Source organism: Spongiibacter nanhainus, assembly GCF_016132545.1.
Classification (GTDB): domain Bacteria; phylum Pseudomonadota; class Gammaproteobacteria; order Pseudomonadales; family Spongiibacteraceae; genus Spongiibacter; species Spongiibacter nanhainus.
In genome coordinates this window covers 2,557,035-2,572,153 of the sequence record NZ_CP066167.1, presented here as the reverse complement: position 1 = coordinate 2,572,153, position 15,119 = coordinate 2,557,035, and the positions used below count along the sequence as shown (strand labels likewise).

Below are 15,119 nucleotides of genomic sequence, written 5' to 3'. Positions count from 1 at the left end.
GGTTGAAATCATGTTGAATCTGAAACAGCAGACCACCAAAACCCTGTTGAGCATTCACGGTTGGGGCGCCGTGTTGTTGGGCGTGTTGCTCTACTGGGTGATATTTACCGGCACGGTGGCGGTGTTTTCCGACGAGATCAACGACTGGGCGTCGCCCCTGTCACAGCCCGTAGAGCAGGTCATGCCTCAGGGCACCGATGCCATGTTGCGTCAGGCTGCCGCGCAAGTAGACCCCAGCTATCTCGATGAGATCATCTTGTTTGGCACCTCCGGTGGGCGCTTGCGGGCCTTTTTCCATACCCATGTCGAACACGAGGACGGCTCCCACAGCGAAGCGGGGGAGCTGTTTGTGTTTGACCCGAACAGCGGTGAGCTACTCAGCCGGACCCAGGGCACGCGAGAAGAAATCGAGGCCCAGAGCAGTCTTGGCAAACTCGGTCATTTTTTTGTCGACTGGCACGTTCAGCTGCACCTGCCTCAACCTTGGGGGTTGATATTGACCGGGATCTTGGGGCTGGCCTTGTTGTCGGCCTGCATTACCGGCTTTGCCGTTCATCGGCATTTGATTCGCGATGCCTTTTTGCGGCGCAAGCGAGGTGACGACTTGTTGACTGCCAAAGATGCCCATGTGGCGGCCAGTACCTGGAACCTGCCCTTTGCCTTCATCCTCGCCTTTACCGGCAGTTTTTATAGCCTGGCCAGTGCGTTTGCGATTCCCGCCATTGCGATGGTGGCCTTTGGTGGCGATCAGGACAAACTGATTGAAACCGTGCAGGGCGTGCCGGCGGCCGACGACCCGCGGCCGGCTGAGATGGTCAACGTCGACCGCATGCTGGCGGAGGTTCGCGCCACCGGGGGTGAGCCGCGTTTTATGGTGATCAATCACTGGGGCCGCAGAGATGCGGCCCTGTCGATATTTCCCTGGCAGGCCGAGGGTGAGCTACTGCCCAAGGGCTATGAATTTGACCCCCTGACCGGCGAGAAGCTTGGGCTTAAACCCACCATCGGTCAGGCGCCCTCTATTGGCGGCGATCTGGTGGCCTTGATGGCGCCGCTGCACTTTGGCAATTTCGCCGGCTTGGCCTCTAAGGTAGTGTGGTTTGCGCTGGGCTTTGCCGGCGCCTATGTGTGTATTTCGGGGATGGTGCTGTGGGTGCGGCGGCGCAACGACAACCCGCGCTGGCAGCACTTGCTGCGGCTTACCCAATGGAGTGCCTGGGGCCTGCCCCTGGCGATGGTGGCGGCGAGCTATGCTTACTTATTGCACCAGGCCTTGATTTTACCGGGCCTGGTGGAACCCCGTATGTTCCAGACTTTTGCCACAGTATTGGCATTGTCTGCTGGGCTGGCCTGGGGCGTGCGTCAACCTGGGCGGGTGGCGGTGTTATTGTCACAGGCATTGGCCGTGTCTCTGGTGTTGCTGCCGCTGGTGCGACTTGCCACCGGCGGCCCCGGTTGGGGCGAGGCCTTTTCTCAAGGGCTGGTGGCGGTGTGGGGGCTGGATATCGTCTTTATTGGTGCCGGGGTGTGGTTGATCCTGCGCCAGTATCGCCGGGGGCGGCAATCCGCCCATACTGACCAAGCTGTGGCCCAACTTGAGGCGGAGCATTCCTGATGTGGCTGCTGTGTACCTTGGTGAGTGTTGTCGCACTGGGTCTTGCCGCGCTGCACGACCCTAAACGGCTACGGTTTCGGCAAAAGCTCTTTCGGGTTGGCGCTATCGGCCGGGTTGAGGCGCAGCCTTGGCCGGTGGGCGCGCGGCGTCTGTTGGCGATCTTGATGGTTTTGCCCGGTGTTTTGCTTGGCATCATGGGGCTGTGGGCGGGGTTTATGCTCTGGTTGGGTCTGACCGTTACCGCTGGCTGGTTGCTGGTGGAGATAATAAGCTGATCATGGCCAACGGCATTGCCGCCAGTCTATTTTTCCCTGGGGCGAGGCGCTGCCTTCATCGATCAGGTGTTGGAGCTGCCGGCGATAAGCTGCACTGCCTTCCGGAAAGCTGATTTTGCCCTGATTGTTGATAACCCGGTACCAGGGCAAAGTGCTGTCTTTGGGCAGCTGGCCTAATACCCGCCCGATCCAGCGTGCCCGGCCGGGAAGACCGGCCAATCTGGCTACTTCGCCGTAGCTGCAGAGCCGGCCAGCGGGGATGCTGGCCAGCACTTGATAGACGCGCTCGGCGTCGCTCATGGCGTGTGTTTATTGCTCCATATTGCGGGTGCGTTCCCAGTAATCTTCGTAGAAGAAGTCCACCTTGCCGGTTTCCAGGGAGTATTCCGCGCCCACTACCATGAGTTTGCCCTCGCTGATCAGGCTTTCCAGTATCGGCGAGCCGCTGCTGAGATGTTCTACCGAGCTGCGCACGTTGGCGCGCACCGACTGGGCGACCAGTTTGTCAGGGTCATTCTTCAGCTCAGTGTCCAGCAGGGTTTCAACTGCGGGGCGGACCCGCTTGACGATGGAATGCAGGTTTTCCGAGGGCACCCTATTGTTGCCGGTCAGTACATCGACGGTGGCCTTAACGGCGCCACAGTTGGAGTGCCCCAGTACCACCACCAGCGGTGTACCAAAGTTCATCGCGGCGAACTCCACACTGCCGATGCCCGATGGCGCGACGACATTCCCTGCCACACGAATCACAAACAGGTCGCCCAGGGTTTGGTCGAAGACGATTTCCGCAGGTACCCGGGCGTCTGAGCAGCCCAGCACAATCGCCATGGGGTTTTGGATCTCTACCAGTTCCGGCTTGGCGACGATTGGGGCTTCTTTGGTGGTGAGTTTTTCAACAAAACGCTGATTGCCTTCTTTGAGGCGCGCCAGGGCTTCTTGAGCCGTTATCATGTGGGGTCTCCTTTCTTTATCTCAGTGAGGGTTATAGCCAGTCGCTGATCAGCACACCGATGCCGATACTTTCGACGGCCTTGTTGTATTCGATCAGGCTTTCGCCGTAACCGTTAAAATACTTTACGTAAGCTTTGACCCGCTTGTTTATCGGGAAGCTCCAGCCCAACTCCACGGCACCTTTGTTGTCGCTGCGCAAGTTGTTGCGCAGCAGAATGCTCAGGGTGCGCTGGCGCCAGGAGTAGATGCTCATCCACTCAAAGTTGCCCATATAGTGCTCTATATCCCGGTTGTCGTCATCGTTTGCTTCTTCAGGAAGGCGATACCAGGGCTTAAAAGACATCGCCCAGCGACCTCGCTCGAACACCATGTTGAGCATTATACGGTTCCAACTGCGGGATTCAGGGTCGCTGCGACCATTGGACTGGTGGTTGATAATCAGCTGATTGGCGACGTTGCTGAGCTGGCCGATCTTCCAGTCGCTGGCAACATTGAAGATGATCTCTGGCTCGTGATTGGTTTCCCGGAAGGGCTTGGAGGCGTCGTCGTTGTAGGCCTGCCAGAAAGAGCGATTGGTATAGGCGATACTGAGATGATTGCCCTCTCGGAAGATGTGATCCCAGGCCTTGACCTTGATGCTGAGCTGGAACTCCAACTCGAAATGATCGATCTCCTCGGATTTCCCTGCCAGATTATCGCCAAAGTCCGAAATGTGATCCCGGTAGGATATGGGTAGCACGTAGTTGGTGCGGTGGGGGGTGAGGACAAACGGGTTGTCTTCGGCATAGCGCTCCAAGCTGGAGCGCTCAACGACTACCCCGGGGCCAATTTCGGCCCCGTTCGTTATCGCCGCGTTGGCTTGGGCTTCTGTCAGGCGGCGCTCGCAGTGACTCCGGAGTTCGCCAACAGTGGTCTTGTCATCCGCCGATTGAGCCGCCAAGCTGAGGCACTCGGCCATGGCGACGGAGTCGGCAGCCCTGGCCACAAGGCTAAACAACGCACAAAACGCGATGAGCAATTGGCGAATTGGCACGTTGGCGGTCTCCATAGTTTGCGGGTTCTGTGGGTAGAGTGACGACTCGGCGGCCGATTTTAGCCTAGTTCGCCCCGATTTGCGGAGCGCCGCATTGATTTTATGGTCCTAGCCCCAAGATATTGTTTAAAGCCGGCCAGAGTAGCTTATGCGTTTGTTGTTCTCCCTGTTCATTATCCTCCCCGTTCTCGAGATGTGGGTTCTCATTGAGGTCGGGTCGGTCATCGGTGCTTTGCCCACTGTGGGTTTGGTGCTGTTGACGGCGGTTATTGGTGCGGCCCTGCTCAAACAGCAGGGCTTGTCGACGCTAACCAGAGCTCAGGCCCGCCTGGACAGCGGCCAGGTGCCGGCTAGCGAAATACTGGAAGGCCTGATGCTGGCGGTGGGCGGGGCGCTGCTGCTGACCCCCGGTTTTATCACCGATGTCATTGGTTTCTGCTGTCTGCTGCCCTTTACCCGCAAGGCCATGGCAGCACAGGTACTGCGCAGTGGCGTGGTGCAAGTGGGCGGAGCGGGATTCTCCACGATGCAGGGCCACACCCGTCCCCCTCGAGGTGGACAGCCCCCGGGTGGACGGCCCCGGGGTGGACAGCCCGGAGATGGGGGCGAGCACGTCACCATTGAAGGCGAGTACAAAAAAGAAGAATAAATTTTCATTTTTTCTCTTGAAAAGCTTTTCCCCAGCCCCATCTACAGGAGCAGCCCACGGCGGGTCACATCGGTTTGTGCCGTGACCGTGGGATTGCAATGTATCCCAATCCAGGGAACCCGCACCGCACCCGCGGCGCGCCTTCTCCGCGGAACGGGGTTTGGTCGGTGGCTTTGCCGCCTGATCGCGCCGGAATTGCCGGCCAAATAACAATCCAAGTCATTGATTTAATGGAGATTGATGGAAATGAAGATTCGTCCCTTATACGACCGCGTTGTGGTTCGTCGCAACGAAGAAGAGCAAACGACCGCAGGGGGTATCGTGCTGCCCGGTTCCGCCAAAGAGAAGCCGAACCAGGGTGAAGTGTTGGCTGTGGGCGATGGCAAATTGCTGGAAAACGGTGAGCTGCGCCCGGTTGGCGTAAAAGTTGGCGACAACGTGATCTTTGGTCAGTACTCCGGTAACTCCGTCAAGTTGGACGGTGAAGAGGTGATCATTTTGAACGAGTCCGAAATTTTCGGTGTCGTCGAAGGCTAAGCCGCCTCGAATCAGTTTTCTGAATCAACGAACAAATAAAGGGTTAAAAGATCATGGCAGCAAAAGACGTAGTATTTGGCAACGAAGCCCGTCAGCGTATGGTAGCTGGCGTTAACACCTTGGCGAACGCCGTAAAAGTGACTCTGGGTCCCAAGGGCCGCAATGTGGTTCTGGACAAGTCCTTCGGTGCCCCCACCGTCACTAAAGACGGTGTGTCTGTGGCCAAGGAAATCGAGCTGGAAGACAAGCTGGAGAACATGGGCGCCCAGATGGTGAAAGAGGTTGCCTCTAAAGCCTCTGACGACGCCGGTGACGGTACCACCACAGCAACCGTTCTGGCCCAGTCCATTGTTAACGAGGGCCTGAAAGCCGTTGCCGCGGGTATGAACCCCATGGATATCAAGCGCGGTATCGACAAAGCCGTTGCCGCCGCTGTGGAAGAAGTGAAAAAACTGTCTATCCCCTGTGAAGACAGCAAAATGATTTCTCAAGTCGGCACTATCTCTGCCAACAGCGACAGTCACGTCGGCCAAATCATCGCCGAAGCGATGGAAAAAGTCGGTAAAGAAGGTGTTATCACCGTTGAGGAAGGCCAAGGTCTGGAGAACGAGCTGGACGTGGTTGAGGGTATGCAGTTTGACCGCGGCTACCTGTCTCCCTACTTCATCAACAACTCTGACAACATGAGTGTTGAGCACGACAACCCCTTCATCCTGTTGGTTGATAAGAAAATCTCCAACATCCGCGAGCTGCTGCCGCTGCTGGAAAACGTGGCTAAGGCCAGCCGTCCGCTGGTAATTGTGGCTGAAGACGTGGAAGGCGAAGCACTGGCAACCTTGGTGGTTAACACTATGCGCGGCATCGTTAAAGTCGCCGCCTGTAAAGCACCTGGCTTCGGTGATCGCCGCAAAGCCATGCTGCAGGACATCGCTATCCTGACTGGCGGTACCGTGATCTCTGAGGAAGTGGGTCTGGATCTGGAGCAAGCCACTCTGGATCACCTGGGTACGGCCAAGCGCGTCACCATGGACAAAGAGAACACCGTGATTGTTGACGGTGCTGGCGAAGGTGCAGCCATCGAAGCCCGGGTTGGCGAGATCCGCACTCAGATCGAGAACACCAGCTCTGACTACGACCGCGAAAAACTGCAAGAGCGCGTAGCCAAACTGGCTGGCGGTGTTGCCGTCATCAAAGTTGGCGCAGCCACTGAAATCGAAATGAAAGAGAAGAAGGCCCGGGTTGAAGACGCCCTGCACGCGACTCGCGCTGCGGTTGAAGAGGGCGTGGTTCCCGGTGGTGGTGTGGCGCTGGTTCGCGCAATTGCCAACATGGGCGCCGTCGAAGGTGACAACGAGGACCAACTGGCCGGCATCAACGCCGCGCTGCGCGCGCTGGAATCTCCCATGCGCCAGATCGTGACCAACGCCGGTGACGAAGCCTCTGTGGTACTGGACAAAGTCCGCTCCGGTGAAGGTAACTTCGGTTACAACGCTGGCAACGGCGAATACGGCGACATGATGGAAATGGGCATCCTGGATCCCGCCAAAGTGACTCGTACTGCTCTGCAGGCGGCCGGTTCTGTGGCTGGTCTGATCATCACCACCGAGTGCATGATCGCCGACGCGCCGAAGGACGACGAAGGCGGCGCCGGCATGCCAGACATGGGCGGCATGGGCGGCATGGGCGGTATGGGCGGCATGATGTAAGCTGCTCCCACCCAGGCCTTAGCCAGAAAACCCCGCACCTCAAGTGCGGGTTTTTTTTTGCTCCATCAAAAATGCCGGTAGAATCCCAACTCTGCCCGGATGACTCCCACTGCCAATACCGATTACGGATTGTTGTTAGAGACGAGAGACGCTTATGTCACACCTGTTTGAGCCCCTGAGCCTGCCCCGGGGCAAAGCCATGCCCCACCGTATTGCACTGGCGCCACTGACTAATGGTCAGAGCAACGCCGATGGCACCCTCAGCGACGCCGAGTACCACTGGCTGACCCTGCGCGCCAAGGGCGGCTTTGCCCTAACCATGACCTGTGCCGCCCATGTGCAGGCCTGTGGCCAGGGTTTCCCCGGGCAACTGGGGATTTTCTCCGACGATCACTTGCCGGGCCTGACTCGATTGGCCAGTGGCATCACGGAGTATGACAGCCGGGCGGTGGTGCAGCTTCATCACGCGGGTATGCGGGCACCAGCAGAGTTGATTGGACAAGCGCCGGTATGTCCCTCTGACAATGAGGAATTTGGCGCTGTAGCGATGACCGCAGATGAGGTGGACGCGGCCATAGAGGATTTTGTTACCGCCGCAGAGCGCGCCGAACGGGCAGGGTTTGACGGCGTGGAACTGCACGGTGCCCACGGTTACTTGATTGGCCAGTTCTTGAGCCCGGAAGTAAATCAGCGTACTGACCAGTATGGGGGCTCAGCGGAAAATCGGGCGCGCATGTTGTGGCAGATTATCGACGGTATTCGGGAGCGCTGTGGCGATCAGTTTCAGCTGGGCTTACGGCTGTCGGCGGAGCGTTTTGGCATAAAATTCGACGAGACAATAGCGTTGGTAAAAGCTCTGTTTGCCTCGCAAAAGCTGGACTACATTGACCTGTCCTTGTGGGATGTTTTCAAGCGTCCCCACGGTCAAGACAGCGGGCCCACCATGTTGGAGCAATTCGCCGCGCTGCCCAGACACGGTACCCGTATTGGTGCAGCGGGCAAGGTCCGCAGTGCTGAAGAGGCAGAGAAGTGCCTGGCACTGGGTGCCGACTTTGTCTTCTTAGGCCGGGCCGCGATCGTTGATCACGATTTTCCCGCTCAGTTGCAGGCCAATCCAGATTTTCAGCCCACGGCCATGCCGGCGCCGGTATCTCACCTAGAGAAACAAGGGGTGACGCCGCCATTTATGACTTACTTGGAGCAGTTTGGCTTGGTCCAAAAAGAAGAAACCATCACGGAATAGCCTCCCCCGGGCGCGGTATTGCAATAGACGGGCTTTAATGTTGTAGTTGAAAACATTAAAGCTGTATTGCACATCGATTACGCCCCCTACGACGTATTCGATGGCGAGGATGGTGGTACTGACCTCGGGTAAAGGTCAGCACCACCGCCACAAATAATAAATGCTATCAGGTAGGCCGTTATGAATACCTTTCCGATCCGGCGTGGCGCACTCAAGTGCCTGCTTCTTTTACTCACTGTGACTGCACTGGCAGCCTGCGGTGGCTCTTCATCAAGTAGCTCCAGCAGTAACAACGGCAATGGCGGTAATAATGATGGCCCCGCCGTAACCCGGGACAGCGATGGCGATGGCATTGTTGATGGCGAGGATCGTTGTGCGGCCTCAGAGCCGGGTGCGGAGGTCGACGAACAAGGCTGTGGCCCCAATGAATTAAATGCCGCCTGCGGCGCCAGCTCGGCAAGCCGGGTGGCCGGCGAGCACTATCAGGTTGAGTTACAGTCGGCCAGTGGCGAGCGCATCAGCTTTGAAGTATTTGAGCCAGCGGTCATTCAGTGTGGTCAGCGAGAGCAAGGGGCACATCCCTTGGTGCTGCAGGGCCACGGTTTTGGTGGCGCCAGGGTCAGCGATACTGGAGGCGAATACCAAAGTACTGGGATCGCGGACCTAGTTGCTTCCAATTACACCGTGATCAGTATTGATCAGCGTGGCTTTGGTGACAGCAGTGGCACGGTGCGGGTGATGGACCCGGATTTTGAGGGTCTGGACTTGCTGCAGATTCTGGACTGGGCCGAGCAGAACCTCGATTACCTAGCTTGGCGGGATGAATCCAGTGGTGATTTTGCCCCGCGCCCTGCCAGCGGCGAAAGTAGTCCCGGTGGGGTAAATCTGCTGACCGGCAGTATTGGTTCCAGTTACGGTGGTGGCTATCAGCTCTTACTGCACGGCGTTGACGAGAAACAGCGCCTGGATGCCATGGTGCCGGATATAACCTGGCACCATTTGCCTTACAGCCTCAACCCCGGTGACGTTATTAAGGCGACTTGGGTACTGCTGTTGACGGCAGGGGGGCAGGGCGGCAGCTATCCCCCAGGTTTTGAAAACGCCGATTCTCCGTTGTCCCGGGGCCTAGACCCCTATCTGGTCGAAACCCTGGCGCGGGGCCTGGCTCTCAATGAAATTCCGCGGGATGCGCTGGACTGGTTCACCTACCATAGCCCCAGCTATTGGTGTGAGTTAAATGGACAGGCCACCATGCCCTACGAGGCTGCGCCCAGTGATCTCAATACGACTGTGACCGGCTTTGTGGAGATGCCTGGCAGCAATACCTACACCGGCCAGCCGGGGGTGGATATCCTGTTGACCCAAGGCATCCGCGATACCTTGTTTAATTTCAATGATGCCTGGTGGAACTACCAATGCCTGAGTCAGCGCGCTGCCGGTTCCGATGCTGAGGTTAGGCTGATCACCCATGAATCGGGCCATATCATCTCTGGATTTATCGGCGAGACGCCGGACCCCCTGTATTTTCAGGCTCCGGGCGGCAAGTTTGCATGTGGTGATCTGGATCAGCGCCAAGCCCAACTGGCGTGGTTTGATGAGAAGCTCCGGGGCCGCCCGGCGCTGCCGGCACTGGCGGACGACAGTTTGTGCCTGTCACTGGCTGACGATGATGCGGTGAGGATTCCCGAGTCAGAGTTTAAGGCCGCCCGGGGAGAGGGCGTTCAACCCGGCCCTGCGCTATCAGCTTTTGACGGCATCCAACTTGATGCCATTGTTCACGGCGCGGAAGCAGAAGTGGCCCACCTGGCCGGTCAGGCGGCGATGATAGCACCGCTGCTTGAGGTGCAGGACAACAACGGGCTCATCGTTGCCGGCATTCCCCAGGTCGATGCCACCGTAACTACACCACAGCAGATTAACGATATCGTTTGTGACAGTGCGACCTTGCCGACACTGCGCACCGGCTGTGACAGTATTTTGCTGGTCGGTTTGGCGGTGAAACGCGGCGAGGGCGATTGGCAAGTACTGGATGACCAAATGACGCCAGTGCGAGGGCTCGGCGAGCACCCCGCCACCGACTTGGTGGGTGTGGCGGAGCGCCTGACCGCCGGGGACCAGCTGGGTTTGTGGGTCAGTGGTTTCCACCCCCAGTACCTGACGTCTTTCTCCCGGGATGTGTCATTGCCAGCGGTCAATCTCAGCGCTCAGGTGCGCTTGCCTCTGTATGCGGTGGGCAGTGATGGGCAGCCCCAATTTGAGCGCAGCCCGGAGCTGGCGATACAGCGTTTGCCCTAAGCGGTAGCCGACAGAGCCGGGCAGGCGATATACTGCCGGCCTTGCGCAGTTACGATTCACGGGGGCAATATGGAAATCTCTTCCGTCGTCCCATGGGGCCGTTCTCTTGCTGAGTATCGGGCCATGTTCGCCCTGGCCGACAGCGACCTGGAGCGTCGTATCCTCGGTGCCGGGGACGGCCCGGCCAGCTTTAATGCCGAACTCAGCCGCCACGGCGGGCGGGTGGTATCGGTGGACCCCATGTACCAGTTCTCCGCTTCGGCGATTCGCAGCCGGGTGCAGCGCGTCTATCCCGGCTTGCTGGCCCAGGTGGCGCAAAAGCCCGGCAATTACCAGTGGACGACCTTCAAGAACCCCAGCCATTTGGGGTCAATCCGCATGTCGGCGATGAATGCCTTTTTGGAGGACTTTGACGCTGGCAGAGACGCGGGCCGCTACATCGATGCCAGTCTGCCCTCGCTGCCTTTTGATGACGATGAGTTTGATCTAGCGGTGTGCTCCCATCTTCTGTTTGCCTACAGCGAGCAGGTTGGGGTCGACCAACATATCGCAGCGCTGTTGGAGCTAAGCCGAGTCGCCACTGAGGTCAGGGTCTATCCGCTGCTTGCAGAGGACGGGAAGGTCTCCAGTCACCTGCCGGTGGTCATGCGAACATTGGCCGATGCGGGCATCAATGCAGAGATGGCCAAGGTTCCCTACCAATTCCAAAAGGGCGCAACCGAAATGCTGCGTCTCATCAAATAGAGCGGGGTTTCGCCATGCCGTCGGATTTCAGCGGCAAGGAGGTTCAGTCCACGACAAGCGGAGAGGTATTCGGCGGCGATACGGCGCTGCCCTGCACCGCGGTGACCACGGATCTGTGTCGTGCTGTGGTGTCGCATCAGGGTGCGCAATTGCTGTCTTTCCAGCCCCAGGGCGGTGAAGAATGGCTGTGGCTCAGCCCGCTGGCTCAGTTTGCATCGGGTAGTGCCATTCGCGGAGGTATTCCGCTGTGTCTGCCCTGGTTCGGTCGCCATCAATCGGGGGACAGTCTGCCCAAACACGGGTTCTGTCGACTGCGCGATTGGGATCTGGTGGTCGTCGACAGGATCGATCAGGCGGTGTGCCTGCGCTTTGAATACGCGTCGACGGAGGCGGATCTGGTGCTGTTTCCCTGGCGCTTTAGGGCCGAGATTCAGTATCGCTTGTCGAACAATCTTGTTTTGGAACTCAGTATCGAAAATCTCGATGAGACGCCCATGCCGCTGAGCTTTGCCATGCACAGCTACTTTGCGGTGAACTCCCTGGCCAATACCCGTATCGAGGGCATCGACCAGGCCGAGTATCTGGACAATACCCGCGATTTGCAGCGGGGGCATCAGCGCGAGGCACTGGTGTTCGGCAAGGAGGTGGACAAGGTCTTTCCGGGCTTGGGTGGCGAACAGCGACTGACCGACAAGCTCGCGCCGAGATACGTGGCGGGGCGTGGCTGTGATACCGCCATTATCTGGAATCCCGGTAATGATAGCCTTGCCGATGTCGGCAGTCACTTTAGTGAGTTTGTTTGTCTGGAGCGCGGCATTGCCTTTGATGACGCCCAGACCTTGGCACCAGGCCACCGCTGGGAGGCGCTTATGTCGGTGTCTGACAAGGGGCGTGGCCTTGTGGTGTGACCCCGCTGTCGGCGGGCACTAATGTCTGCCGGCCCTAATGTGGTGCGTCGTTAAGTTTGAGTTCAGCTCTGATCCGTAGCATAGGTAGTACGTAAAACTACTTACATTCTGAGCCAACTCAGAGGAGACGACCATGAGAATGATGAGAGTATCGACAATCTTAACCTTGTTATTGAGCGGGGTTCTGGTGGCTTGCAGCAGCGCCACCCAGTACCAAGCCGCAGAAAAACGCGGTGGATATGGCTATACCGAAACGCAACTGGGCAAGGATCGCTACCGCATTACATTTACCGGTAACTCGGTGACCGACAAAGAGACGGTGAGTGATTATGCGCTGTTGCGCGCCGCTGAACTGACCCTGCAGGAAGGCTACGATTGGTTCCGCTTGGTTGCCCGGGATAACGAGTCCAAAAGCCGGACCAGCACCTCCATCTCAGGGGTGAATGATTTTGGTGGTACTCGGGTGTACCAGCGCTGTGGCCTGTTGAGCTGTGATACCGTGGTCTACGACTCACCGACGCGACTGTCCGGTGGCGTGGCCTCCTCCACAACCCGCACCTCCTATCAGTCATCCATCGAAATCAAATTGGGCAACGACCCCATGCCGGATGATGCCGAGGCCTATGATGCCCAAGAACTGGCCTCGACCTTGCGCCGCTGGATGGGACAGCGCGATAATTAATCATCTATTAACCCGGCAATAAACATTGCTGTGTTAAAAAGGTGACTGTCGAAGCGGGGCGCTTTCCCAGTTAGGCGCCCTGTTTTTTTTGGACCATTTGCGAGGCGTATTGATATGTCGGAAACGGTTGTGGTGCTGGGCGCCAGCCCCAAGGTGGACCGCTATTCCCATAAGGCCATCAAAATGCTTGGGGAGTATGGCCACAAGGTGGTCCCGGTCAATCCCTACCACGCCCAGATTGACGGCATCGACTGCGTAAAAGATGTCGACGAGATAACTGTACCGGCCGATACCGTTACCGTGTATATGCGGGAATCACATCTACTGCCTCTTATTGGCCACCTGGTGAAGCTGGCGCCGCGCCGGGTGATTTTTAATCCTGGGGCAGAGGCGCCAGCGGCCTACCCGGCATTGGAAGAGGCGGGTATCGACATTGAAGAGGCTTGTACCTTGGTGCTGCTGCGCACCGATCAGTTTTAGCGTGGTAGAAGCCTTGCCGAATAAAGTTGTGGAATAAAGTTGTCGGAAAAACAACTGGTATAAAAAAGGGAGCCAATGGCTCCCTTTTTCGTTTCTTGTAGCGCGTACTTCGATCTATTACACGAACTGCAGTAGGCCCAACATTACTGCCGCCAGGGCAATGCTGCTGTGTACCACGCCAACTACCGTAGTCATGGGGCCGGTCTTGCCAAATATGGCGTTGAGTTCCAACAGGGCAATGAGACCGAGGCAAATCCATAGGCCCAGGCTAAAGCTGAAGCCACCGGCGGCCGCACCGCCCAGCTCGGCTGCTGCGGCATTGCCTGAACCGTGGTAAGAGCCGATCATGCCGATCAACATCGGGGCAGAGAACAGGGTGTTGGTGCGGGATGCCAAGCCGGCTTTGGGCGCCGCCTTGGCGGCGTCACCGGGCTTGATGCCGCAAACGATCTTTTGGTTGGGCCAGATAATCAGCCACACATTGAGGAACATCAGGGTGCCCATCACGGCGCCGATAATGATGTAGCCGTTGAGGCCGCGCTGCATGGTGAAGTGCAGCAGGGCAAGGCCGGTAATAAAGGTGAACATGGCACCCCAGCGGAACCACCACAATGCCCGGGGGGCGAGCTTTTGCACCGCGTCAGCCTTGGCGCTGGGCTCGGCTTCTTTGAAGTATTCAGTTTGCACAAAGTTAAAGTAGTACAGCAGGCCGATCCAGGTCACGCCAAACAAAACGTGTAGCCAGCGAAACAGCAGGTCCAGTGAGATATAGGCATCCATGGGCAAGTCCCCCTCAAAGTGTAGCTTGTAGTTGGTTGTGTATGTTGCTCTGACGCCACCAGGTCTTGCCGTCTAGGCTCGCGGGCAGGCTGGTTGGCGCGCCGAAAGAGTATAGCAGGGTGGGGCACTTGCCGCCTGCTCTGCTGTCTCTGTACGGTAGTGCCAACAGGCATGATTACGCGGCACTGTCATAATGCCGCGCGCCCCGTTATATTTCCCCATTGTTCAATTGACTGGAAGGATTGCTGTGAGTAAAGAGAGAGAGGAACCGAAAATCTCCCTGTCCCTGGATGACGATGAGATTGCTCAGCGTGGTAAAGAAAAAAACAGCCCACCGGTTAAGGCAAATCCAAATAGCAGTGGTGGCGGGGGAACGGCCTTGTTCCTGCTGGCCGTGTTGGTCATCGGTCTGGGCGGTGCCTGCTACTACCTCTATCAACAACTCACGATGGCACAAGCCCAATTGCTGAGTAGCCAGGATCGACTGGAGGCGTTGGAGCAGCGCTTATCGGCGGCGGATGATAGCCTGGAAGAAAATAGTGTGACGACCCAGGTCAAGTTGAAGGAACTGGACAGCGAAATCCGCAAGCTGTGGGACAACGTTTGGAAAAAGCAGAAAGCCGAGTTGGCTGAGCACGACACGGAGCTGGACAAATACGGCAAGCGCCTGTCGTCTTTGGAGAGCAAGGCCAGTAGCAACGACAAACAACTCAGCGCGGCACTGCAACAGTTCAAGAAAGACAGCGAGAGTCGGGAGTCGATGTCTGGCAAGCTGGATCGGGTTATCGCCCAGGCCGAGGTCAACCGCAAAACCCTGCTGGATGTGAACAAACAGCTGACTGCCGGCGGCAGTCTGGATGCCCGGGTCAAAGAACTGGAAACCCGCATGGCGCAGAGCGAGGAGTGGCTGGATTCGGTCAACGCCTTCCGCCGCCAGGTCAATCGCGAGCTGGAAGCGCTGCGACAAACCGTCACCCAATACCACAGCGGCAGCCCCGCGCCCTGATAGGACATTAGTGCTGACGAGTGGCCCGGCCCCGGCGCGCTGAGGTATACTTGCGCGCCGAGTCGGCGGCTAATGGGCCCGTTCGGCATTCTTCCCGGGGAGAATAGTCTTCTCAGGGTGACTGAGTGCACGGACCGACAGAGCCCAAACCCACCGCCCCCCGTTTCTTTCGTGATGCGCACTGCCCGGTGTGCATCGCAGCATTGCTTCCAGGA

At 57.9% G+C, this 15,119-nt stretch carries 16 protein-coding genes; 12 read left to right on the top strand and 4 right to left on the bottom strand.

Annotation, left to right across the window (positions count from 1 at the left end):
- Positions 1 to 10: 10 nt before the first annotated feature.
- Together I6N98_RS11795 and I6N98_RS11790 are read left to right on the top strand one after the other, a co-directional pair.
- Positions 11 to 1,615 carry a PepSY-associated TM helix domain-containing protein gene (locus I6N98_RS11795; protein ID WP_198568555.1) on the top strand — a complete coding sequence of 535 codons (1,605 nt, stop codon included), beginning with the start codon at positions 11 to 13 and terminating at the stop codon, positions 1,613 to 1,615.
- Positions 1,615 to 1,890 (top strand): hypothetical protein, encoded by a 276-nt coding sequence (locus I6N98_RS11790; protein ID WP_198568554.1) that lies wholly within the window; start codon positions 1,615 to 1,617, stop codon positions 1,888 to 1,890. Before I6N98_RS11795 ends, I6N98_RS11790 begins: the two co-directional genes overlap by 1 nt.
- Here the strand turns inward: I6N98_RS11790 and I6N98_RS11785 are convergent, their stop codons facing one another.
- Genes I6N98_RS11785 through I6N98_RS11775 form a run of 3 tightly spaced genes read right to left on the bottom strand, consistent with a single transcriptional unit; the run spans position 1,891 to position 3,874 of the window.
- Positions 1,891 to 2,190: an MGMT family protein gene (locus I6N98_RS11785; RefSeq protein ID WP_198568553.1), complete on the bottom strand. Its 300-nt coding sequence runs from the start codon at positions 2,188 to 2,190 to the stop codon at positions 1,891 to 1,893.
- Between the two features lie 9 nt (positions 2,191 to 2,199).
- Positions 2,200 to 2,841 carry a carbonic anhydrase gene (locus I6N98_RS11780; RefSeq protein WP_198568552.1) on the bottom strand — a complete coding sequence of 214 codons (642 nt, stop codon included), beginning with the start codon at positions 2,839 to 2,841 and terminating at the stop codon, positions 2,200 to 2,202.
- Between the two features lie 31 nt (positions 2,842 to 2,872).
- The gene (locus I6N98_RS11775; RefSeq protein ID WP_198568551.1) at positions 2,873 to 3,874 is read right to left on the bottom strand and encodes a phospholipase A; all 1,002 of its coding nucleotides are present in this window, start codon (positions 3,872 to 3,874) and stop codon (positions 2,873 to 2,875) included.
- Positions 3,875 to 4,022: 148 nt separating this feature from the next.
- Between I6N98_RS11775 and I6N98_RS11770 the strand changes: the two genes are divergently transcribed.
- From I6N98_RS11770 to I6N98_RS11730, 9 genes are all read left to right on the top strand, one after another.
- The gene (locus tag I6N98_RS11770; RefSeq protein WP_198568550.1) at positions 4,023 to 4,523 is read left to right on the top strand and encodes an FxsA family protein; all 501 of its coding nucleotides are present in this window, start codon (positions 4,023 to 4,025) and stop codon (positions 4,521 to 4,523) included.
- A gap of 246 nt (positions 4,524 to 4,769) precedes the next feature.
- Positions 4,770 to 5,060 carry a co-chaperone GroES gene (locus I6N98_RS11765; protein ID WP_198568549.1) on the top strand — a complete coding sequence of 97 codons (291 nt, stop codon included), beginning with the start codon at positions 4,770 to 4,772 and terminating at the stop codon, positions 5,058 to 5,060.
- 53 nt (positions 5,061 to 5,113) lie between these two features.
- The gene (groL, locus tag I6N98_RS11760; protein ID WP_198568548.1) at positions 5,114 to 6,766 is read left to right on the top strand and encodes a chaperonin GroEL; all 1,653 of its coding nucleotides are present in this window, start codon (positions 5,114 to 5,116) and stop codon (positions 6,764 to 6,766) included.
- A gap of 154 nt (positions 6,767 to 6,920) precedes the next feature.
- Entirely contained in the window at positions 6,921 to 8,009 is a 1,089-nt protein-coding gene (locus I6N98_RS11755) for an NADH:flavin oxidoreductase (protein WP_198568547.1), read from the top strand.
- Positions 8,010 to 8,189: 180 nt separating this feature from the next.
- Positions 8,190 to 10,304, top strand: a complete 2,115-nt coding sequence (locus I6N98_RS11750; RefSeq protein WP_198568546.1) for a CocE/NonD family hydrolase — start codon at positions 8,190 to 8,192, stop codon at positions 10,302 to 10,304.
- 69 nt (positions 10,305 to 10,373) lie between these two features.
- The gene (locus I6N98_RS11745; protein WP_232787323.1) at positions 10,374 to 11,048 is read left to right on the top strand and encodes a class I SAM-dependent methyltransferase; all 675 of its coding nucleotides are present in this window, start codon (positions 10,374 to 10,376) and stop codon (positions 11,046 to 11,048) included.
- A 14-nt stretch (positions 11,049 to 11,062) separates the two neighbouring features.
- Positions 11,063 to 11,956: a D-hexose-6-phosphate mutarotase gene (locus tag I6N98_RS11740; protein WP_198568545.1), complete on the top strand. Its 894-nt coding sequence runs from the start codon at positions 11,063 to 11,065 to the stop codon at positions 11,954 to 11,956.
- A gap of 133 nt (positions 11,957 to 12,089) precedes the next feature.
- Complete coding sequence (locus tag I6N98_RS11735; RefSeq protein ID WP_198568544.1) at positions 12,090 to 12,638, top strand: CC0125/CC1285 family lipoprotein; 549 nt, start codon at positions 12,090 to 12,092, stop codon at positions 12,636 to 12,638.
- A 114-nt stretch (positions 12,639 to 12,752) separates the two neighbouring features.
- Complete coding sequence (locus I6N98_RS11730) at positions 12,753 to 13,118, top strand: CoA-binding protein (protein WP_198568543.1); 366 nt, start codon at positions 12,753 to 12,755, stop codon at positions 13,116 to 13,118.
- Between the two features lie 117 nt (positions 13,119 to 13,235).
- Here I6N98_RS11730 and I6N98_RS11725 read toward each other — a convergent pair whose 3' ends face one another.
- Complete coding sequence (locus I6N98_RS11725; protein WP_198568542.1) at positions 13,236 to 13,898, bottom strand: urate hydroxylase PuuD; 663 nt, start codon at positions 13,896 to 13,898, stop codon at positions 13,236 to 13,238.
- 247 nt (positions 13,899 to 14,145) lie between these two features.
- Here I6N98_RS11725 and I6N98_RS11720 point away from each other — a divergent pair, with 247 nt between their 5' ends.
- On the top strand, positions 14,146 to 14,904 hold the full coding sequence (locus tag I6N98_RS11720) for a hypothetical protein (RefSeq protein WP_198568541.1): 759 nt from the start codon (positions 14,146 to 14,148) through the stop codon (positions 14,902 to 14,904).
- The last annotated feature ends 215 nt before the right edge of the window (positions 14,905 to 15,119 follow it).

Bases quoted from the DNA above. Each gene is read 5' to 3' on its own strand.
- I6N98_RS11795 (WP_198568555.1), top strand. From the start codon at position 11: ATGTTGAATCTGAAACAGCAGACCACCAAAACCCTGTTGAGCATTCAC.
- I6N98_RS11790 (WP_198568554.1), top strand. From the start codon at position 1,615: ATGTGGCTGCTGTGTACCTTGGTGAGTGTTGTCGCACTGGGTCTTGCC.
- I6N98_RS11785 (WP_198568553.1), bottom strand. From the start codon at position 2,190: ATGAGCGACGCCGAGCGCGTCTATCAAGTGCTGGCCAGCATCCCCGCT.
- I6N98_RS11780 (WP_198568552.1), bottom strand. From the start codon at position 2,841: ATGATAACGGCTCAAGAAGCCCTGGCGCGCCTCAAAGAAGGCAATCAG.
- I6N98_RS11770 (WP_198568550.1), top strand. From the start codon at position 4,023: ATGCGTTTGTTGTTCTCCCTGTTCATTATCCTCCCCGTTCTCGAGATG.
- I6N98_RS11765 (WP_198568549.1), top strand. From the start codon at position 4,770: ATGAAGATTCGTCCCTTATACGACCGCGTTGTGGTTCGTCGCAACGAA.
- groL (WP_198568548.1), top strand. From the start codon at position 5,114: ATGGCAGCAAAAGACGTAGTATTTGGCAACGAAGCCCGTCAGCGTATG.
- I6N98_RS11755 (WP_198568547.1), top strand. From the start codon at position 6,921: ATGTCACACCTGTTTGAGCCCCTGAGCCTGCCCCGGGGCAAAGCCATG.
- I6N98_RS11750 (WP_198568546.1), top strand. From the start codon at position 8,190: ATGAATACCTTTCCGATCCGGCGTGGCGCACTCAAGTGCCTGCTTCTT.
- I6N98_RS11745 (WP_232787323.1), top strand. From the start codon at position 10,374: ATGGAAATCTCTTCCGTCGTCCCATGGGGCCGTTCTCTTGCTGAGTAT.
- I6N98_RS11740 (WP_198568545.1), top strand. From the start codon at position 11,063: ATGCCGTCGGATTTCAGCGGCAAGGAGGTTCAGTCCACGACAAGCGGA.
- I6N98_RS11735 (WP_198568544.1), top strand. From the start codon at position 12,090: ATGAGAATGATGAGAGTATCGACAATCTTAACCTTGTTATTGAGCGGG.
- I6N98_RS11730 (WP_198568543.1), top strand. From the start codon at position 12,753: ATGTCGGAAACGGTTGTGGTGCTGGGCGCCAGCCCCAAGGTGGACCGC.
- I6N98_RS11725 (WP_198568542.1), bottom strand. From the start codon at position 13,898: ATGGATGCCTATATCTCACTGGACCTGCTGTTTCGCTGGCTACACGTT.